This window comes from Stenotrophomonas sp. (genome assembly GCF_031995405.1).
In the GTDB taxonomy this organism is placed as follows: Bacteria; Pseudomonadota; Gammaproteobacteria; order Xanthomonadales; family Xanthomonadaceae; genus Stenotrophomonas.
The window spans coordinates 1-19,745 of record NZ_DAMAGC010000076.1 but is presented as its reverse complement, the minus strand read 5'-3'; the positions used below and the strand labels follow the sequence as shown (position 1 = coordinate 19,745).

General features: G+C 67.8%; 16 protein-coding genes and 1 pseudogene. 5 read left to right on the top strand and 12 right to left on the bottom strand.

What is annotated here, in order from left to right; translation table 11 throughout:
• The coding region (locus RTO53_RS13495; RefSeq protein WP_312238267.1) for a TonB-dependent siderophore receptor at positions 1-1,890 on the top strand (1,890 nt) is incomplete at its 5' end.
• A 233-nt stretch (positions 1,891-2,123) separates the two neighbouring features.
• Here RTO53_RS13495 and RTO53_RS13490 read toward each other — a convergent pair.
• The 11 genes and pseudogenes from RTO53_RS13490 to RTO53_RS13440 form a co-directional block, all read right to left on the bottom strand.
• Positions 2,124-3,395, bottom strand: a complete 1,272-nt coding sequence (locus RTO53_RS13490; RefSeq protein WP_312238266.1) for an MFS transporter — start codon at positions 3,393-3,395, stop codon at positions 2,124-2,126.
• Positions 3,396-3,563: 168 nt separating this feature from the next.
• Positions 3,564-4,238 carry a methyltransferase domain-containing protein gene (locus tag RTO53_RS13485; protein WP_312238265.1) on the bottom strand — a complete coding sequence of 225 codons (675 nt, stop codon included), beginning with the start codon at positions 4,236-4,238 and terminating at the stop codon, positions 3,564-3,566.
• Positions 4,239-4,408: 170 nt separating this feature from the next.
• On the bottom strand, positions 4,409-5,137 hold the full coding sequence (locus RTO53_RS13480; RefSeq protein WP_312238264.1) for a DNA-formamidopyrimidine glycosylase family protein: 729 nt from the start codon (positions 5,135-5,137) through the stop codon (positions 4,409-4,411).
• Positions 5,130-5,879 (bottom strand): DUF72 domain-containing protein, encoded by a 750-nt coding sequence (locus RTO53_RS13475; RefSeq protein ID WP_312238263.1) that lies wholly within the window; start codon positions 5,877-5,879, stop codon positions 5,130-5,132. Before RTO53_RS13475 ends, RTO53_RS13480 begins: the two co-directional genes overlap by 8 nt.
• 3 nt (positions 5,880-5,882) lie before the next feature.
• Positions 5,883-6,317: a pyridoxamine 5'-phosphate oxidase family protein gene (locus RTO53_RS13470; RefSeq protein ID WP_312238262.1), complete on the bottom strand. Its 435-nt coding sequence runs from the start codon at positions 6,315-6,317 to the stop codon at positions 5,883-5,885.
• 195 nt (positions 6,318-6,512) lie between these two features.
• Complete coding sequence (locus RTO53_RS13465; RefSeq protein WP_312238261.1) at positions 6,513-7,445, bottom strand: alpha/beta hydrolase-fold protein; 933 nt, start codon at positions 7,443-7,445, stop codon at positions 6,513-6,515.
• A 79-nt stretch (positions 7,446-7,524) separates the two neighbouring features.
• Entirely contained in the window at positions 7,525-9,003 is a 1,479-nt protein-coding gene (locus RTO53_RS13460) for an esterase-like activity of phytase family protein (RefSeq protein WP_312238260.1), read from the bottom strand.
• The gene (locus RTO53_RS13455) at positions 8,990-11,311 is read right to left on the bottom strand and encodes a TonB-dependent receptor (protein ID WP_312238259.1); all 2,322 of its coding nucleotides are present in this window, start codon (positions 11,309-11,311) and stop codon (positions 8,990-8,992) included. The genes RTO53_RS13460 and RTO53_RS13455 overlap by 14 nt, the downstream gene beginning before the upstream one ends.
• A 232-nt stretch (positions 11,312-11,543) precedes the next feature.
• On the bottom strand, positions 11,544-12,680 hold the full coding sequence (locus RTO53_RS13450; RefSeq protein WP_312238258.1) for a metallophosphoesterase: 1,137 nt from the start codon (positions 12,678-12,680) through the stop codon (positions 11,544-11,546).
• Between the two features lie 277 nt (positions 12,681-12,957).
• Positions 12,958-13,353: pseudogene (locus RTO53_RS13445) on the bottom strand (DUF1801 domain-containing protein); the annotation flags it as partial.
• An 87-nt stretch (positions 13,354-13,440) separates the two neighbouring features.
• Entirely contained in the window at positions 13,441-13,944 is a 504-nt protein-coding gene (locus RTO53_RS13440; protein WP_312238257.1) for a GNAT family N-acetyltransferase, read from the bottom strand.
• Between the two features lie 161 nt (positions 13,945-14,105).
• Between RTO53_RS13440 and RTO53_RS13435 the strand changes: the two genes are divergently transcribed.
• The 4 genes from RTO53_RS13435 (at position 14,106) to RTO53_RS13420 (ending at position 18,502) form a co-directional block, all read left to right on the top strand.
• Positions 14,106-14,675, top strand: coding sequence for a TetR/AcrR family transcriptional regulator (locus tag RTO53_RS13435; protein ID WP_312238256.1), 570 nt, complete (start codon positions 14,106-14,108; stop codon positions 14,673-14,675).
• 112 nt (positions 14,676-14,787) lie between these two features.
• Positions 14,788-15,849, top strand: a complete 1,062-nt coding sequence (locus tag RTO53_RS13430) for an MBL fold metallo-hydrolase (protein ID WP_312238268.1) — start codon at positions 14,788-14,790, stop codon at positions 15,847-15,849.
• A 181-nt stretch (positions 15,850-16,030) separates the two neighbouring features.
• On the top strand, positions 16,031-16,444 hold the full coding sequence (locus tag RTO53_RS13425; RefSeq protein WP_312238255.1) for a hypothetical protein: 414 nt from the start codon (positions 16,031-16,033) through the stop codon (positions 16,442-16,444).
• Between the two features lie 54 nt (positions 16,445-16,498).
• On the top strand, positions 16,499-18,502 hold the full coding sequence (locus tag RTO53_RS13420; protein WP_312238254.1) for a hypothetical protein: 2,004 nt from the start codon (positions 16,499-16,501) through the stop codon (positions 18,500-18,502).
• A 99-nt stretch (positions 18,503-18,601) separates the two neighbouring features.
• Here the strand turns inward: RTO53_RS13420 and RTO53_RS13415 are convergent, their stop codons facing one another.
• Entirely contained in the window at positions 18,602-19,627 is a 1,026-nt protein-coding gene (locus tag RTO53_RS13415; RefSeq protein ID WP_312238253.1) for an AI-2E family transporter, read from the bottom strand.
• Positions 19,628-19,745: the final 118 nt, after the last annotated feature.

Here is a 19,745-nt window from a genome sequence, read left to right as displayed (position 1 = left end):
GTGTCCTTCTACGACACCCAGCGTCCGCTGTACTACGCGCGCGGCTTTGCCATCACCGACTTCCAGGTCGACGGCATCCCCACCTACAGTGGCTCCACCAACCAGGAATACGACACCGCCTTCTACGACCGCGTCGAAGTGATCCGCGGCGCCAACGGCCTGCTCAGCGGCGCCGGCGTGCCCTCGGCCACCGTCAACCTGCTGCGCAAGCGCCCAGGCAAGGACTTCGACGCCTCGTTCTCGGTCAGTGCCGGCAGCTGGGATTACCGGCGCATGGAGGCCGACGTGACCGCGCCGTTGACCGCCGACGGCCGCTTCCGCAGCCGCGTCGTTGCCGCCTACACCGACCGTGATTTCTATTACGACCGCTACAAAGAAAACAAGATGGCCGGCATGGCCGTGCTGGAGGGCGACGTCACCGACAGCACCACTGTCACCGTCGGCTACCAGACCCAGGACAACAACCCGGTCGGCTCGACCTGGGGAACGGTGCCGTTCTTCGACAGCCAGGGCAACTTCGCCCACCTGTCGCGCTCGACCAACCTGGCGCCGAAGTGGAGCTACTGGCAGCGCGAGACCAGCACCGTGTTCGCCAACCTCGAGCAGCGCTTCGGCGAAGACTGGCTGCTGAAGATCAACACCGCCTACACCCGTGGCAACGTGCAGAACATCCGCCTGTACGGCACCGGCTACCCGGACCCGGCGACCGGCTCGGGCATCTACCTGCGCACCGCCGCCGGCGATTCGGAAGACACCCGCCGCAACGTCGATGCCTACCTGACCGGCACCTTCAACCTGTTCGGTCGCGAGCATGACGTGACCGTGGGCGCGCAGTGGGCCGACCTGGAAGGCACCACCAACACCGTCGCGCTGAACTACCCCACCGACTGGGCGCGCTGCGGCAGCGAGCGCTGCTACTACATCCCCAACGTGTACAACTGGGATGGCGACATCTCCGAGGTGACCTACACCCGTACCGGCGCGCGCCGCGTGGCCAAGACCACCCAGAGTGGCTTCTACCTGGCTACCCGCCTGCGCCTGGCCGATCCGCTGTCGCTGATCGCCGGTGCGCGCCTGAGCCGCTGGCAGACCCTGACCCGCGCCTACAACGCAGCCGGCACCTACACCGCCACCAGCGGTGCCTACAAGGTGAGCGACGAAGTCACCCCGTACGTGGGTCTGGTCTATGACATCACCCCGCAGTTTGCGGTGTATGCCAGCTACACCGAGATCTTCAATCCGCAGAATTACAAGGACAGGAATGAAAACCTGCTGGCGCCGGTGCAGGGCTCCAACCTGGAAGCAGGCATCAAAAGCCAGTGGTTCGATGGCCGCCTGACCGCCAACGCGGCGGTGTTCGAGGCCAAGCAGGACAACTACGCGGTGCGCGACATGAGCGTGCCCGATGGCTCGCTCAGCGACGGCAGCTCGGCCTACATCGGCGTCAACGGCACCAAGGCGCGCGGCTGGGAAATGGACATCAACGGCGAGATCCTGCCGGGCTGGACGGTCAATGCCGGCTTCACCCACGTCAAGGTGACCCGCGCGGCCACCGACCTGCTCTACGCCAACCCGGCCGAAGACCTGCTCCAGCTCAACACCCAGGTGCAGCTGCGCGGTGCGCTGGCACGCCTGAGCGTGGGCGGCGGCGTGCAGTGGCAGAGCAAGGTGCAGGGCTACAACATCCCCTACCCGCTGGGCGGCACGGTCACGGTGAACCAGCCGGCCTATGCGCTGGTGCAATTCAACGCCAACTACCGCATCAGCGACAACTGGACCGCCACGTTGAGCGTGCGCAACGCGCTGGACAAGACCTACTGGGCCAACCTGGACTACAACAACTACGGCGAACCGCGCTTCGTGGCCGCCAGTCTGCGCTGGAAGTTCTGACGGCGGGCAGACAATACGCCGCTACAACGGACGGGTCGCCTTCGGGCGGCCCGTTTTTTGTTCGGCGCGACACCAGGTAGCGCCGGCCGCTGGCCGGCTCCTAGGCGATCCGGACGTTGCGTGGGGCCGGTCAACCGCCGGGGATACGTCTGGCGTTGAACATTCCGTGGAGCCGGCCAACGGCCGGCATTACCCCTCGGGCGAGCGTTTTTTGGGAGTGGCAGCAGCCGGCATCACCGGGGCCTGGTCTCGCGCAGCGTCCACATCACCGGCAGCACCAGCACGGCCACCACCGCGATCATCGCGCCGGGTGCCGCGGCCCAGCCGGTGTGGCGCACCAGCAGTTCGGCCAGCAACGGCGTGGCGCCGCCGAAGAACGCGGTGGCCATGGTCACGCCGAGCGCCAGGCCGCTCAGGCGCCCCTCGCCGGGGAACTGCTCGGCCGTGGCCGGTGCGGCGACCGCACTGACTCCGCCGGCCAGGCAGGCCAGCACCACCGCAGCGATGCCGATCAGCAGGGTCTGGCCGCCGGCCATCAGCGAGAACATGCTCAACGGCAGCAATGCCGACAGCAGCGCCAGCGCGATCAACACCGGGCGTCGGCCGATCCGGTCCGACAGCGCACCGGCCAGCGGTGTCACTACGATCACCGCCACCGCTGCGACCGTGGACAACCACAGCGCTTCGGATTCCCCCACCTCCCCGGCCGAGCCCAGGAACGCCGGCACGTAGGTGATGCCGACGTAGTAGGTGATCGAACCCAGCGCGGAAATGGCGAAGGTGCGTGCCACCGCCCCGCGATGGAAGCGCCAGGTATCGCGGATCGGCGAGGTCGGCACCGTACCGGCGGCCTTCTGCCGCTCGAACTCTGGCGACTCATGCATGGTCGAACGCGCCAGCAGGATCGCCCCGGCCAGCGCCGCGCCGACGAAGAACGGGATGCGCCAGCCCCAGCCGTCCAGTTGCGCGGTGCTCAACACGGCCACGGTCAACGCCGACAGCGCCACCGCCAGCAATGCCCCCACTTCACTGGCCGCAGAGGCCAGCGAAGTGACCAGGCCGCGTCGGTGCGTCGGCGCGGTTTCCAGCAGGTAGGCCACCACGCCGGTGTACTCGCCGCCGACCGAGAACGCCATCAGGCAGCGCAGCAGCAACAGCAGCACGCCGGCACTGGTACCGATGCTGTCGAAGGTGGGCAGCAGCGCGGTGGCCAGCATCGCCAGCGTCATCAGCAGCATCGAGGCCAGCAGCATGTAGCGCCGCCCGAAGCGATCGCCGAGATGGCCGAAACACAATGCACCCAGCGGACGCATCAGGTAGGACACCGCGAACCCGGCCAGTGTCGCCAGCAGCGCATTCTCGCCGCCGCCGAAGAACACCCGCGACAGCACCGTGGCCAGGTACAGGTACAGGGTGAAGTCGTACCACTCCACCACCGTGGACAGGCCGGCGATGATCATCGAGCGGGTGCGGCGTTCCGGCGCCAGTGGTGCGGGCGCCGTCATGCGCCTGCCACCGGCGCTGTGGCAATGATGCGGTGTGGACAGCAGGGACGAAGGACAAGCATCGGCAGCGACATCGGCAACAGGATGCCGCCGAGCCTACTGCACACCGCGCGCCGCCGGACTCACATCGCCACTACACGGCCCGCACGCCCATCTTCCCGGCGTGACTCAACCGGCCAGTGCCGGCACCGCTTCGCGGCTGTAGCGCAGCAGCCGGCCGCGTCCCGGGGCATCGCCTTCGTCATCGAACAGCCCGTACGCCTCGTCCACCGCATAGCCCTGCGCCGCCATCGCGCGCGAGAACGCGCCGACGTTGCCGCGGCCGGGGTCGGTGAGCAGCAGTTCGGCACTCGGCCGGGCGTGGCGCTGCATCATCGCGGCGATCTGCAGGGCATGGCCGCGCTCGTAGAGCACGTCGCTGCCGATGATCAGATCGAAGCGGCCCAGTGACGCGTCCGGCAGCTCCCACGGCAGATCGCGATAGTGGATGGCCGGCAGATCGTTGAGGCCGGCGTTGTAGGCCAGGAACGATTCGGCCAAGGGGTGGTGGTCGCTGGCCACCACGTCGGCGCCGCGCCGGGCCAACACCAGGCTGGACAGGCCCAGGCCACAGCCCAGTTCCAGGATGCGCTTGCCGGTTACGTCGTAGCTGCTCATGGTTTCGGCCAGCACCCGACCGGCCGGCCAGATCTGCCCGAACAGGCTCCACAACGAGGAATGGATGCCGGCACGCTGGGCGCGCCCGGTGGGATCGGCGAACTGCTGCAGGTCGCTGAGCGCGCGGATGCGGAAGTCGTGGCCGGCGACCGGAATGGTGAGGACGCGGGTGGCATAGCCCGGCATGTGCGCTCCGTGGGACACGGGGAGGACCACCTTCACAGGGGAAAGCGGCACTCGGAGAAAGGAGCGAAGCGGACGGTCGGAAACAGACCGCGCAGGACGCACGAAACGGCGTGGGACGGCCCCATCCTACAGGACCACCGGCGGCGGATTTCACCCGCCGGCCGGATGCGTCAGTATTTCACCTGGCAGTTGGGGCAGAAGAACGTGCGCCGTCTGGTCTTGCCGGGGTAGGTCTTGGACAGCGGCCCGCCACAGTGCGGGCAGGTGCGTTTGGTGTGTACCCGCCAGTGGCTGCGCAGCTCGAACTTCTTCTTCCATTCCAGGAAGTCGAAACTGTACTCACGCGCCTGCGCGATCACCTTGCCCAGCACGCGCGGGGGAATGTCGCCGACCTTCGATTCGGGATGCACCCGGGTACGGAACAGGACTTCGTTCTTGATGATGTTGCCTACCCCGGCAAAGATCTCCTGGTCCAGCAACGCGTCGCAGATCAAGGTGTCCGGCTGCTGCTTGAGCCGGCGCCGGGCAAGGCGCGGATCCCACTCGGGCGACAGCACGTCGCCGCGCCAGTCGTAGGTTTCCTCCAGTGCGCCCTCGATGTACTTCACCGAGGAGGCATAGATGTTCAACTCGCCGTTGTCGAACTGCAGCGACACCCTGGGCGGCGACGGCTTGCGTTCGTCGATGCGGTAGCTGCCGAACATCAGCATGTGCACGCGCAGGCTGAAATCGCTGAACTGGATCAGGAAGTGTTTGCCAAAGCTGCGCAGCGCCAGCACCCGCCGCCCCTCCATGCGGGTCAGGTCCAGGCTGCTGTTGCCGAGCGCCCGGCGCACCGTCTTGCCGCGAAACTTGGCCGCGGCCTCACGCAGGATGAGGATGGAAGGACCTTCAGGCATCGCACATCGTCTCCTGCAGGCGCGCGGCATTGGCCACGGCGAAGCCGTGCGCGGTGTTGTCGAAGATCACCCAGGGCGCGTGGCCACCGATGCGCCTGGCCGACACCTGCTCGGCCAGCTCGGCGAGGGCAGCTTCTGTGTAGTCGCTGTAGTACATGCGCGGTGAACCGTGCCAGCGCCAGTAGTGCCATGTCGGCGTGCCGCCGGGCTGGCTGGCCGCGGGAAAGCGGGCCGGATCCACCGCCGCCCGCGCGATCCCGTAGCGTTGCAACACTGCGTCGGCCTGCGCGGTGAACCAGCTGGCATGGCGCGGTTCGCATACCACCGCTGCCGGACTGCGACGCTGCAGCGCGCGGAAGAAGCTGGCCGCGCGTCGCGGCTCCAGCGCCAGTGAGGGCGGTAACTGCAGGAGCAGGCCGCCCAGCCTGTCGCCGAGTCCATTTACTTCATCGAGGAACCGGTCCAGCAGCCCACCGACACCGACCAGTCCCGAGTCGTGGGACACCGTGCGCGGCAGCTTCACCGAGAAACGGAACCCCGCCGGCACCGACGCCGCCCAGCGCTCATAGGTCTTGCGCTGGTGCGGACGATAGAACGAGGAGTTGATCTCCACCGCGGTAAACCGCGTTGCGTAGCGGGCAAGCATGTTCTCGCCCGGACCGAACAGGTCGGCATAGCGGCTCGGAATGGACCAGCCGGCGCAACCGATCCGGGGCAGGTTCGAGGCGGACATCCCGGCCATCGCTCAGCGCAGGATCTCGCCCTGGTCTTCGCCATCCCAATAGTGGATGCGGCTGGCGGCAACCTGGACAAGCACCAACCCGGGCGAGTCCACGCCCTGCTCGAACCAGCGCTCCAGGTCTTTCACCCAGTGCTGCTGCATGATCGCCTTGTCGCGGATCAGCGTGGCCCTGCCCTGCACCGCCACGAACAGCGGCGGCTTGCCCAGCAGCGACTTGCTGCCGGTGAAGCTCAGTGCCACTTTGGGGTCCTGCTGGATCTCGCGGACCATGTCGGTGTCTTCGGTAGTGAAGAACCAGCTGTCGCCGTCATAGTCCACATCGCCGTTGTTGCTCATCGGGCGCGCGGCGATGTCGCCGCTGGGCGCGTGCGTCTGCAGCATGGTGAAGTCGATGTTGGCCATCTTCTTGGCCAGTTCGGGCAGGGTCAGGGTGGTCATGGCGCATCCAGGCTGGGAACAGGCTGACAGCGTCGGCGCGGTCCGGTGACCGCGCCGTGCAGGGATGCTGGCGTGGCCTTCACGCCTGCGGGTCGAGACCTCTGCATGCCGTCGCCCATGCCCTGGCACTGGAGCTGGTGCAGGCGAACGCGCTGCAGCCGGCCGCCGGAGCGGCCTGGCCCGGTAGGCGGACGCTCAGCCGCCGTCGTACGGCTCGCTGCCCGGGAACACCTGCAGCAGTGTGCGGGTCAACGTCGTGGGATAGACGGTGAGATGGTCCTCGCCGTCGATGATCGAAGTAGCCACCTGCAGCCCTTCGTAGCCGCGCCCGCGCAGCCGATCAGCGAAGGCCTGGTTGTCCTTGAGCATGTCGTTGCGGGTGAAATAGCGCGGCTCTGGCTTGATGGTTTCAAAGCTGCCGATCGCCAGCAGTACCCGCGCCGGCAGTGCACGATGCTGCTGCGCGTATGTCTGTTCGAGCTGATCGATCACATGGTTGTCGAACCACAGCGACGGACTGGACAGGATGTAGGTCTGGAACATCTCCGGCCGCGTGACCAGCACGAAGCTGCCAAACAGGCCGCCATAGGAATGACCGGCGAAACTGCGCCGCGCCGGATCGGTGCGATAACGCGCGTCAACCGCCGGCAGCACGTGCGCGGCGAGGAAATCGCGATAGTGCGCCGCGCCGCCGTAAACGACGTCATCGCTGTAGTCGTCTTCGTTGCGGCGTACCGGCCGGGTCGGGGTGTAATCGCGCGAGCGGCTCTGCTTGGAGGTCAGGCCCTGCTGAGGCGGCAGCCCGACCAGAATGAAGTCCTCCAGGTTGCTGCCCCCCTGCCCGACCAGGTTGCGGATGCTGCGTACCAGCGGAAAGCTGTACAGCGCGTCGGTCACGTACAGCACCGGGTAGCGCCGCTCGGGGTGGGCGGCATAACTGGCCGGCAACGCGACCCAGATCGGGTAATCGCGCCCGGCCGGGTCATGCACGCTCCAGCTTTCGGTATCGGGCAGCACCACACCGGTCACCGGTTGCGCCGCCGCAGGCGCACGTTGCAGCGCGTCGCCCTGCGTCGCGCAGCCGCTGGCCGTGGCCAGCACCATCATCGCCCCGAGACCTGTGTACATCGCTTTCATCCGCACCCGCCCTTCGCCTGAAAGTGCAAGCCTCGCAATTCCCCGCGCGCTTGCCAAGCTGACGAGCGGCTCAGTGCGGCTCCGGCGTCGGCGCGGGCAGCGTCAACCGATACACCAGCACCCGGTTGTCGTTGTCGTAAGCACTGTCGCAGGCGTGCCCCTGCATCACGCAGTGGCGTGCGATGAAATCGTTGTCGTTGCCCACCAGCAGCAGCCGCTCATCCGGGCGCTTCGGGTCAAGGGTTGGCACCAGATCCATCGCCTCCCACTTCTCCGACAGCAGCGCGGCATGCGGGCCCCGGGCGGTGTCGGTGTCCAGCCCGGCGCGGGCCAGCTGCACCGGGTCGAGCAGATCCAGCAGCACGCGGTTGCGCGCCGGCACGATGCCGGGCTGCAACGCGGTGGTTTCGCGCTGCGCCAGAACCGACGCGATGCCCTGCTCATACACGCTGTCGGCCAGGTTGCTGGCATCGCGGGTGTCGACCAGCAGCACCGACTTGTAGACGATGGGGTCAGGCTTGTCGCTGCCCAGCCCGTTGCCGTCACGCGCCAGCAGCAGAAAGCGATGGTCGTCCAGTACGCGCAGCTCGCTCTGTGCGGCGGTGCGGTCCGGCGCACCCTTGCCATCGTGCGCATAGGCCGGCAGTTGCAGCACGTAGTGACCGATCGGCCGGGTGGGCAGCGGATCTCGGCCCACGTCGTAGACCATCACCCGGGTGTTGATGCGGCCGCTGGCGTCGCCCGTGGCGGTGTCCTGCACCAGCGCGCTCTGCAGCGCGACGAACAGGCGGCGGCCGTCGGGCGACAGGCCCATGCCCTCCACGCCCTGGTTGTTGCGCCGGCCGGTGTCCGGGGCACGACGTGAATCGAACATCACCCGTCCGCCGCGCCGGGGCTGGACGGCCGGCGGCGGCACGATGACGCCCTGCAGGCGGCCGTCGGGCGCGAAGTAGTACACGTGCGCGGCGTACTCGTCACCGATGTAGAAATGCCCGTCGGCGGTGAACTGCAGCGATTCGGCATCCAGCGAGATCCTGCCCGCGCCCACGCCCTGCGCAGGCGACGGCAGCAGGATGCCGTTCTGCACCACGGTGTGCTCGCCCGGGTCCGCGCCGGTGAAGGGCTCACCATTGAAGTCACGCAGCAGCAACCCGCCATCGGGGGTCAGGGTCAACTTGCCGGCGCGTTCTGCCGTGCCCATCCGGATCCGTAGCTGCAGGCGTTCCAGTCGCCCGGCATAGTCGTAGAACAGGCCGGCATCAGGATCGTTGCGGCCGCGATCGGGCAGCGTCCACAGCACGCCGCGGTAGCCGTTAGCGGTGCGCTCCCAGTGTGCGGCATCAACGGCCAGCGACGAGAACGAGCCCAGCGTGTCGCCGAGGAAATCCACGGTGCCGGCCGGCAACACGCCGGACGCCACCAGTACCGGCATGTCCGATGACGCGTCGGAGGACATCGCGGCCGCCGCGAAGACCGGCCCCGCCATCACCGCCAACAGCCCGGCCAATGCCACGCCGCGTTGCCACGGCCTGCGATCAGAAGCGGACATCGACCGTTCCGAACACCTGGCGCGGTGCGGAGGCGTGGAAGACGTAGATCGAGCCGGTCGGGTCGCTCGGTGCGAACACGCTGGAATCCAGGTTGCTGGCATAGCGCTTGTCGGTCAGGTTGGTCACGTTGACCGACAGTCGCACATCCTGGGCGAAGCCGATCCGACCGAAATCGTAGCCGCCGGACGCATCGAACACGGTGAACCCGCCAAAGCCCTGGTCGTTGGTGTAGGTGTAGAAACGCTCGCCGGTGTACTTGCCACGCAGCGTGGCAAACCAGCCCTGGTCACGCCAGGTGATCTCACTGGCAAACATCTGCTTGGGCGTATCGGTCTGGATCTTGCCTTCGATGGGCTGCACCACGCCGGCCTGCACGTAATCGGAGCGGTAGGTGGAGCGGTTCAGCGAGGCCGAGTTGTACCAGCTGAAGTGCGCATTGGGCGTCCACACCACGGTCAACTCCGCACCACGGCTGTCCACCCCACCGGCATTGTAGAAACGGTTGCCGCAGGTCGGCCCCACCGGCTGGCGCGAGTCGCAGGGGTTGTACTGCAGCAGGCGGTTGTCGAAGCGCACCGTGTAGGCGGCCAGCGAGGCCTGCAGGGTATCGCCGACGTAGCGGTAACCGGCTTCAAAGGAACGCGACTGTTCCGGCTTGAGATCGCCCTGTGCATTCCACGTCGCCTGGCTCACCGCCTGCGGGCCAAGCTTGAACCCGCCCTGGAACATCGCGATGTTCTCGGCATAGCTGGCAAACAGTTCCTGGCTGTCGGTCAGGCGGAAATTGGCACCCACGCTGGGCAGCGCGGACTTGCTCATCTTCAACCGACCGGTGGCGAACTGGTTGTTGGAGCTGGCTGCGATCGGCGTCCTGGCGGTGCCCGGCAGCGCCTGCGCGTCGGAGGTGACGTGCGGGCTCTTGATCCCGAACTCCAGGGTGAGCCGGTCGTCGAGCAGTCGCCAGGTGTCCTTGAGGTAAGCCTGTTTGGTTTCCCATCGGGTGCGCTGGGCGAACACGCCGACATCGGCCTGGGTGCTGTTCATGCCGCTCAGGTCGCGCGGGCCGGTGACCGCGGTCTGGTAGCGCTCGGCGCTGCTTTCATTGCGCTCGTACCAGAGGCCGCCTTCGATGTGGTGCGCGCCCAGGTCCCAGTCGAAGGACAGCGTGGCCCCGTTGCGGTCGATCTCGTAGACGGTGTTGCGGAAGATGATCGGCACTTCCTGCGGCGTGCCCTTGTTGGACCATGCACCGCTGTTCCAGTTGTGGCCTTCACCATGGTCGTCGTGGTGGTAAGCCAGCGCGTGCACGCTGAAGCCATCGCCGGGGAAGAAGTCACCGGACAGGTAATACAGGTTGTCGTCACGCAGGATCTGCCCGGCGGTGAACGCCCCGTCCGCATCCCGGTCCGGGCCGGATGCATCGCACTTGGCCTTCACGTAGGTGGCGGTGTTGCAGTAGGCCTTGGCCACGGCCTTGTTCCAGTCCGGCGCATAGCCGCCCCAGTCCCAGCCCAGTCCGCGCGCCATTTCATTCTTGGACAGATAGAAATAGTCGGCCTGCGAGGTGCGCGAGGTATCGACGAAGGCGGCGATGCGGCCATTGCCGAAGTTCCAGACACCCATGGCGTTGAACTGCTTGGTGATCGACTGGTTGTAGGCGCTCTGGTCGTTCCACAGGTCCGAGGCGGCGTTCATGCCCGACACGTAGGCCGAGAAACCGTTGTGCTCGCCGGTATCGGCGCGGACGAAGGTGCGGCGGTTGCTGTCGCTGCCGACGGTCTGCACCAACCGCCCGCCCATCGTCGCCAGCGGGTTGTTGGAGGTGTAGGTGAGCGTGCCGCCGAGATTGCTGGTGGACGGCGTGCCCAGGCTGCCGATACCCACCGCCAGTTCGGCACCGGCCATGTTCTCGCTGATCAGCGCGCGGTTGATGGTGAGGCCGTTGTAGTTGTTGTAGGCACCGTCGCCGAGCGGTACGCCGTCCAGCGTGTAACCCAGCCGCGTGGCGTTGAAGCCGCGCAGGCTCAGCGTCATCGACTGCTCGTTGGTGCCCAGCGCATCGGCGGACTGCGCATTGACGCCCGGCAGGATGTTGATCGCCTTCTGCAGGCTGGTACCTGGCGGCAGGATGTCCAGGTTCTGCGCGGTGATGCGCTGCACCTGGCGCGCTTCGCCACGACCAATCACCGACACCGCGTCCAGATCGGTGGCGGTGTCGTCACGCGGTGCCACCGGGGCAGCATCGTCCGCCCAGGCCGCCGGCGACATGGCCAGGATCACGGCGGCGGCCAACAGGGTCTTCTTCATGGTTCAAGCGCTCGGGCAGGCACGAACCACCGTGCCGGACGGCACGGTGCTCGCAGGGAAAAAGGAGATTGAAACGGCAGGGGCAGTCGGTGGACGGCTGTTGCCCGGTCGTTAAAATTCTTTCACTGCGGCATGACTGTCATATGACAGCTGCCGCGCATCGCGTGCCTGTGCCGCGGGCGCCCGATGCCCATGGACATCACATCCATGCGGCATCGACCCGCGTGATGCGTCAACGCGTGGCGTGGCCCCGGCGCAGCGTGATCAACGTGATTTCCGACGGCACGCCGATCCGCGCAGGAAACCCCGGCCACAGGCCGGCACCGTTGCTGACATACAGGGTCATGCCATCGACGTCGTAGCGGCCGGAGACATAGCCGTTGTTGGCACGCTTCACCAACTGGTCCATGCCGACGATGTGGCCACCGTGGGTATGTCCGGACAACTGCAGCTTCACCCCGTGGGCGGCATTGACGCGCGCCGCACCCGGGCGATGGTCGAGCAGGATCACCGGCGCGGCGGGATCGGCCCCGGCAAGGGCGGCAGTGATGTCCGGCAGCGGCAGCCCGTAGTTGGCCGCCACTGGATCGGTCACCCCGGCGATGGTCAGTGCAGCGCCCTGACGCGTCACCGCCACGTGGCTGTTTTCCAGCACCTGCATGCCCTGCGCGCGGAAGGCCTGCATCCAGGCGGTGTATTGCGCGTAGTACTCGTGGTTGCCGGTGATTGCGATGACGCCGTCGGGCGCATGCAGGCCGGCCAGCGGGGCGAAGTCGGCCGCGCGCGCGGCCACGCTGCCATCGATCAGATCGCCGGTGATCACCACCAGGTCCGGTTGCAGCGCATTGCTGTTGGCCACCACCTGGGCCACCCAGCTGCCGGTGAGCAGGCGGCTGGCGTGGATATCGGTCAGCTGCAGCACGCGGTAACCGTCGAACGCCGGCGGCAGGTCATCGATGACCACCTCGATCTGTCGCGTCTGCGGTACGGCCATGCCCTGCCAGATGCCATAGGCAGAAAACAGCAGTGCCACGCCCATCGCACCGGGCCGCAGCCACGCCGTGCGCAATGCGGCCACGCCACGCGGGCGGCGCAGCAGGCGCGCGCCGAGCAGCGCGGCATCGATCAGCAGCAGAAACACCGCGCCCAGCAGCAGCGCGGTAAAGCCGGTGGCCAGCACGGCGATGACAGCCTTGGGAATCTCCGGCGACGCCATGGTCCCGGCAAAGCGGGCCACGATGCGATGGTGCAACGCCAGCGCCACCACCAGCAGTCCAAGCGGGCCACGTACCGACAACGCCATCCGCATCGGCCAGATCACACGCCACACCACGTACAACGCGAGCAGCACACCAACAACACTCAGCACAGGCAGTTCCAGTTTCAACAGGGGGAGACCGCAGCGCACGCCTCGCGGCGAACGTGCAGCCCACCATCTTTGCCGAAACTGCCCGCGCCTGCCACCGCGAGCCTGTCATATGAACAACAGGCATATGCCGGCGGCGTCGCGCCCCTGCAGTGCGCTATCGCGTGGGCGGACGCGATGTCCGCGTCGCAGCGACCTTCGGTGCCGCGGGAGCCGGCCTCTTCTTCGCCGCGGCCTTGTCCGTTCCAGTCGCCACCGCGGCGGGTCTTGCCTTCGCCGCCTTGCCGGCCACATTCAACGCCACTGCCGCACGGATCAGCGCCTTCAACGCCGCCGGGTCGATCCGCTCGCCTTCATGCACGTCGATCGCCCGCCGCGTGTTGCCCTCGAGACTGGCATTGAACAGACCGGTGGGATCGTCAAGCGCCGCGCCCTTGGCGAAGGTCATCTTCACCGCCGCCTTGTAGGTCTCTCCGGTGCACAGGATGCCGTCGTGCTCCCAGACCGGCACACCGCGCCACTTCACGGTTTCCACGACCTGGGGATCGGCCTGTTTGATGATGCGGCGCAGGGTCGCCAAGGTCTTGCCGCGCCAGTCGTCGAGGCTGGCGATCCTGGCATCGATCTGTTGCGAGGCGGAGATGGCGGAAGCGGGAACGGCGGCGTTGAGTGGCATCGCGGGGCGTCCAGCAAGGGGCCTGAACCGCGTTATAGACCTCGCCGGGGGCAATGACAATGCATACAGACGGCAGCCGCCCCTTTCTCAGCGCGGGTAGCGGTACACCTGATCGCCTGGGTCGCTGCGTACGGCAGTGGCATCCAGCACGCCGCCCAGCCGCCGGGCCACGCCGGCCGACGCCGCGTTGTTCGCAGACATGTAGCTGACCAGCGTCGCCAGGTCGAGCGTGCCGAAGGCCCAGTCGCGCATCGCCGTCGCCGCCTCGGTGGCGTGGCCGTTGCCCTCATGGCCGTCGTAAAGCAGCCAGCCCAGTTCCTTTTCCGGGAACAGCGGCCCGTCATTGATGCCGACCTGGCCGATGCACTGGCCAGTGTCGGCCCGCTCGATCATCAGCGCGCCATGCCCGAAGAACTGCCAGCAGGCCTGGTCGTGGCAGAACATCCCCCACGCGGCGCGCAGGTCGAAGGGACCGCCCAGGCCCACCGCGCGCGGCGAGGCCAGGAACGCCCGGTACGCGGGAAAATCCGCCGCGGTCTGTGGGCGCAGCAGCAGGCGTGGCGTGCGCAGCGTGATCGGGGCAGAAGGCATCGCGGGGCTTCCAGGTTCGGCAGACAGGCCGGCATGGTCCCGTGTCTGGCCGACAGCCGGCAAGCGCCGGGGCTGAACGGATCCCGGCCAGGCCTTCGCCTGCACTTGCAGCGCAACCGCGCCCGGACTATAAATGAGCAAGCACTCACTTACTCATTCCCATGGCCCGCCCGCTCAGCGAACAGAAGCGCGATGCAATCCTCGATGCCGCCGCCCGGCTGGTGGCCGCGCAGGGCATTGGCGCGTCCACGGCGCAGATCGCGCGCGCCGCCAAGGTCGCTGAAGGCACGGTATTCACCTACTTCGAGACCAAGGACGCGCTGCTCAACGCGCTGTTCGTCCGCCTGGAAACGCGGCTCTCGCAGGCGCTGGCCACCGACTTCCCCGCCGACGCCGATGCCCATGGCCTGTTGCAGCACGCCTGGAACGCGCTGGTCGCCTGGGGCTCGGCCTACCCGGTGGACCGCATGGCGCTGCGCCAGCTGAAGGTGTCCGAGCGCATCAGCGAACAGACCCGCGTCCAGTGCGCCGGTCTGTTCGGCAGCATGCTGCAGGCGCTGGAGACCGGCCTGGCCGACCACATCGATCCGCAGCGCCTGCCGTTCTACCTGGGCCGGGTGCTGATCAACCTGCTGGAGACCACGCTGGAAGCGATGGCCGCCGCGCCCGACCAGCGGCAGCAGCTGCAGCAGGCCGGTTTCGACCTGTTCTGGAAAGGCATCCAACGTTGATCCGCCGTTTTGACCATATAAATGAGTGCCTGAACACTCATAAACCTGAAGGTGACGCATGAGAGCCCTCCCCCTGCTTGCCGTCGCCTTCTCCCTCACCGTAATCCTCGGGATGACCCTGACCGTGCCTATTGCCAACCATGACGCCTCCCCGCAGATGCGCGGCGGCCACTTCACCAACGCCGCCCCCAAGCCAAAGGAAACCGTGACCGGTACGCTCAAACTGCTGTGGGAGTTCCTGTTCGACCGCCCCGCCGGCACCACGCCGCCGCAGGCGCCGCCGGTGCGGGCGATCACCGCTGCCGAACTGGCCCAGGCCCCCGAGCACAGCCTGTATCGCTTGGGCCATTCGACCCTGCTGGTGAAACTGCGCGGCGGCTGGTGGCTGACCGACCCGGTGTTTTCCAAGCGCGCCTCGCCGGTGCAGTGGATGGGCCCCAAGCGCTTCCACGCCCCGCCGATCGCGCTGCACGAGCTGCCGCCCATCCGCGGCGTGCTGCTCTCGCATGACCATTACGACCACCTCGACCGCGCCACCATCAAGTACCTGGCCACCCGCGCCGACGTGTTCCTCACCCCGCTGGGCGTGGGCGACCGGCTGATCGCCTGGGGCGTCCCGCGCGAGCGCGTGCGCCAGCTGGACTGGTGGCAGGAAGCCGAGGTGGACGGGGTGCGCTTTGCCGCCACGCCGGCCCAGCATTTCTCCGGCCGCGGGCTGCGCGACCGCGATCGCACGCTGTGGGCGTCCTGGGTGATCCTCGATGACGGACTGCGCCTGTTCTTCAGCGGCGACACCGGCTACTTCGATGGGTTCAAACGCATCGGCGAACGCTACGGGCCGTTCGATGTCACCTTCATCGAAACCGGTGCCTACGACGCCAAGTGGCCGTTCGTGCACATGCAGCCCGAACAGACCGTGCAGGCCCACCAGGACCTGCGCGGGCGCTGGCTGCTGCCCATCCACAACGGCACCTTCGACCTTGCCCTGCACCAGTGGGACGAACCCTTCGAACGGGTCAGCGCACTGGCCGCACAGCGTTCGATCGCGCTGGCCACGCCGGGCATGGGCGAGCGCCTGGACCTGGATGCACCGCAGCCGGGTACGCCATGGTGGCGTCAGGTGAAGGCCGCGCAGGAGGCACGTCGCACCACGCCGGTGGGCAGCGCGATGTGATCGGCGCAGGCCGACCGTTGCGATGCGGCGCCTGCGATGCACCCGATATGCCGTGCGCAGGCGCACCTGCTGCACGGTCATCGGTTCGATGACGCGGCTGCCTGCCGCCACGCTATGATCGGCGCCGGATGCACGCGGCGCCGCCGGTGCGGGATATCTTGGCAAGGAGCGCCCGATGGGCATGCTGGCGACATTGTTGATCATCGGCCTGGCCGCCGCCGCGCCGCCTGCCGCGCCGGCTTCGCCCGTTGCCGGCGCAGCGGGCCCGCGCGAGCAGGCCCTCGCCGATGCCGACCAGCTCGCCGCCGCGCTGCTGGAGGTACGCGACGGCGATGCGGCACTGGCCTGCCCCAAGGCGGTGGAGAATGCCCGCTACAGCGTGGAGACAATGCTGGAGGTGGGCCAAAAGAACGTGCAGGGCGGCTACCTCCCCGCGGCCGATTTCGAGCGCGCCGCCGTGCCCCTGCGGGCGTTGCTGCCCCAGCTCGGCCTGGCCGACTGCGAGGCGTCCGCCGGCAACAAGCGCGCGTTCTACCGCTGCATGTCCAGCGACTACAACCACGCACTGGCCTGCGCCAAGGCGCACCCGTTCTGAGCGCGGCCGGGGTGCATCTGCTACCGTGCCGGCAGCCGTCCGATCCCCCCTGCAATGCCCCTGCCGACCCAACCTGTGTATTTTCTGCCGCTGACCTCCTCGGCAGTGGCTGCGTTCCTTGAAGGCGCGCAGATCCCGGCCGCCGCGCTGGAGCGCGCCGGGCTGTTCGCCGCCGCGCTCTGCCAGGGCAAGACCCATCACAGCGCCGCGCTGACCCGACTGATCGAGCAGGCCTGCACGCTGTTTGCCGCGCATCCGGACGCTGCCGCCGCGCAGTTCCATGCGCTGGCGGAACGCCTGCCGCCGCGCCTGAGCGACTGGCTGGAAGCGCTGGCCCTGCAGGGCGTGGTGCTGGGTCCGGAGGCGGTGGTGCAGCAGTTCAGCCAGCTGTCGCCGGACGATTACCCGGTGGACCCGTTCCAGGCCGCCTGCCGCACCACGCTGGAGCCGCACACGATCCGCTTCTACACCGATGCGGCGGTGGACCCGGACGCGCAGGACGCGACCGGCGGCGACGCACTGCATGCGCCGGCCTACGTCGAGCGCACCCACGATTACACCGCCGAACAGGCCCGCGCACTGCGCGCGATCGTGGCCAACGACGATGAGCACATCGACCTGGACGCCTATGCGGGCGCCGGCAAGACCCACCTGATCCTGCAGCTGCTGGACAGCGCGACCCGGCGCTACACCTACATCGCCCCGCGCCCCAGCCAGGTGCAGGCCTTCCGGCGCCGGCTGAGCGGTGCGTTGCCGGTGGAGATCCTGTCGCAGATCAGCTTCGCCAACCAGGTGGCCGGCAGCGCGTTCCGCCTTGGCATCCTCGGCACCGCCTACCGCCCGACCTTCCAGATCAGCAAGGCGTCCTTCCGCGACATCGCCCAGCGCATCGGCCTGCAGTCGATCGGCAACCAGCCGCCGACCAGCGTGCTGCGCGTGGCCTTCGAAGGCATCGCGGCCTGGTGCCGCTCGCCGGCCGAACGCTTGGCGCCCCGCCACTTCGTACGCGCGCTGCCCTGGGCGATGATCGATGCGGCCCCCTACATCGCCGCCGCCGAACACGTGTGGCGCTGCATGTTCGATCCAGTGCTGCAGAAAGCCACGCTGCTCAGCCTCAACGTCGACCACATCGGCAAATGGCTGGCGCTGCACGGCGCGACGATCCCGGCCACCTGGGGCACCCTGCTCATCGACGAAGGCCACGACATGAGCCCGGCGTGGAAGGCGCTGCTGTCCGGCTACGAAGGCTCGGTCATCAGCCTGGGCGACCCCAACCAGCGCCTAGTCGGGCGCTCACCGCGGTTTGCCACCGGCATGAAACTGGAGATCGTGCAGTCGGTGCGCCAGGGCCCGATGGTCGAGCAACTGGTCAACGAGACCGTGGCGCTGGATGCCACCGGCTACTTCGACGGACCGTTCGCCGGTTCGCCCGACCAGCCGACGCTGGCCCGGACCTATGCGGCGTGGGACGAGGTGCCCGGCAGCGGCGCGCGCGTCTACGGCAACCCGTGGCGGCTGCTGGAAGAAGCGCAGCGTCTGGCGGCGGCCGGGGTCACCTTCGGCGTGCATCCGGACACCCTGTCCACCGTGGGCCGCGAGGTGAACCGCGGCGAAGAGGCCTATCGCGAAATGACCTCGCACGGCGGCAGCAGCCAGCGCTGGGAGGCGCTGCTGGCCGAGTGCAACGAACAGGACATGCCGCAGATCCCGCGGATGTTCATGCGTGGCTACAACCGCGACCGCTTCATCGAACTGACCCAGCGCCTGGCCGCCTTCCACGAGGCACCGCTGCAGCTGATGCTGGTCGAGCACGCCAAGAACACCGAATTCGCGCAGGTGGCGATGTCGATGTGCTGCTTCCGCACCGGTTTCGGCCGTGGCTACGCGCACAATCCGGTGCGCGCGGCGTACACCGCGATGACCCGTGGCACGCAGCAGCTGTGGATGCCGGCCGGCGCGCTGGATGCGCTGGGGCAGAGCATCGCGCGTTACCAGGCCAACCGTGCGGAGTACCGGCGCAGCAAGGCGATCACGCCGGGACGGCCTGCCCCGCGCTGACGTCCAGGGATCGACCGTGGGACAGCAGGGTCAGCATGCCGGGCAAACCGCTCGATCATTCGCCAACCGTAGCGCCACGCCATGCGTGGCTGCGCGATCTCAGATCCAGCGCTGGTCCAGCAATTCGCGCTTGACGTACGCATAGAACACCGGCGCGGCGACCAAGCCCGGCAGCCCGAACGCGGCCTCCATCACCAGCATCGCCAGCAGCAGCTCCCACGCGCGCGCCTGGATCTCACCGCCGACGATGCGCGCGTTGAGGAAGTACTCCAGCTTGTGGATGACCACCAGGTACAACAGCGCGGCCATCGCCACGTAGAACGAGACCGACAGCGCGACGATGGTGATCACGGTGTTGGAGATGATGTTGCCCACCACCGGCAGCAGGCCGGCCAGGAAGGTGATCAGCACCAGCGTCTTGGACAGCGGCACATGCACGCCGAACAGCGGCAGCACCACCAACAGGAAGATCGCGGTGAACAGCGTGTTGAGCAGCGAGATCTTCACCTGCGCGAACACCACCTGGCGGAACGCGGTGGCCAGGCGGCTGGTGCGCCCGATAAGCTCCTGCGCCAGCGGCCCCATCTTCGGCAGCGGCAGTTCGTCATACAGCGCGATCATCGCGCCCAGCACCATGCCGATCAGCACCCGTACGCTGATCTGCACCACCGACGTCCCGGCGATGCCGAGCTGCTGGCGGTGGGTGGCGGCCCAGTCGTTCACCGCCGTGCGCAGCGCCTGCAGGTCTTCGGGGATGTAGGGCTGCAGCAGCGCCGGCACCTGGTGGCGCGACGTATTGAGGATGTCCATCAGCCGCATCAGCAGCGCATCGGGCCCGCCGGTCTCGGTACGGAAGAACGAGGCGATGCCGATCGCGGCCAGGGTCAGCACGCCGATGATCAGCGCCGACAGCACGATCACCGAATAGGCACGCGCGCGCCCCGGCGGCAGCTTGCCTTCCACGGTGGAGGCCAGCAGGTGGGTCAGGTGGAACACCAGCAGCCCCGACAGCAGCGTTACCACCAGCCCCAGCTTCAGTGCCAGCCACATCCCCAGCAGCATCAGCAGCCAGGCCGCGATGCGGGCGATGGGGGGCTTGGGCAACGTGGGAATCACTAGGGACATGGCGGCGCATCCTGGCAGGTGGCCCATGGTAGTGGATGCGATGCCGGCCGCTGCGGGCAACCTGAAAGCGCCGTTCAAGGAACAGGTCGGCCGGGCGGCGGATGCACGCCCTGCGAGC

Bases quoted from the DNA above. Each gene is read 5' to 3' on its own strand.
- RTO53_RS13435 (WP_312238256.1), top strand. From the start codon at position 14,106: ATGGCCCGCCCGCTCAGCGAACAGAAGCGCGATGCAATCCTCGATGCC.
- RTO53_RS13465 (WP_312238261.1), bottom strand. From the start codon at position 7,445: ATGTACACAGGTCTCGGGGCGATGATGGTGCTGGCCACGGCCAGCGGC.
- RTO53_RS13480 (WP_312238264.1), bottom strand. From the start codon at position 5,137: ATGCCTGAAGGTCCTTCCATCCTCATCCTGCGTGAGGCCGCGGCCAAG.
- RTO53_RS13475 (WP_312238263.1), bottom strand. From the start codon at position 5,879: ATGGCCGGGATGTCCGCCTCGAACCTGCCCCGGATCGGTTGCGCCGGC.
- RTO53_RS13430 (WP_312238268.1), top strand. From the start codon at position 14,788: ATGACCCTGACCGTGCCTATTGCCAACCATGACGCCTCCCCGCAGATG.
- RTO53_RS13485 (WP_312238265.1), bottom strand. From the start codon at position 4,238: ATGCCGGGCTATGCCACCCGCGTCCTCACCATTCCGGTCGCCGGCCAC.
- RTO53_RS13425 (WP_312238255.1), top strand. From the start codon at position 16,031: ATGCTGGCGACATTGTTGATCATCGGCCTGGCCGCCGCCGCGCCGCCT.
- RTO53_RS13455 (WP_312238259.1), bottom strand. From the start codon at position 11,311: ATGAAGAAGACCCTGTTGGCCGCCGCCGTGATCCTGGCCATGTCGCCG.
- RTO53_RS13460 (WP_312238260.1), bottom strand. From the start codon at position 9,003: ATGTCCGCTTCTGATCGCAGGCCGTGGCAACGCGGCGTGGCATTGGCC.
- RTO53_RS13490 (WP_312238266.1), bottom strand. From the start codon at position 3,395: ATGACGGCGCCCGCACCACTGGCGCCGGAACGCCGCACCCGCTCGATG.
- RTO53_RS13415 (WP_312238253.1), bottom strand. From the start codon at position 19,627: ATGTCCCTAGTGATTCCCACGTTGCCCAAGCCCCCCATCGCCCGCATC.
- RTO53_RS13440 (WP_312238257.1), bottom strand. From the start codon at position 13,944: ATGCCTTCTGCCCCGATCACGCTGCGCACGCCACGCCTGCTGCTGCGC.
- RTO53_RS13470 (WP_312238262.1), bottom strand. From the start codon at position 6,317: ATGACCACCCTGACCCTGCCCGAACTGGCCAAGAAGATGGCCAACATC.
- RTO53_RS13420 (WP_312238254.1), top strand. From the start codon at position 16,499: ATGCCCCTGCCGACCCAACCTGTGTATTTTCTGCCGCTGACCTCCTCG.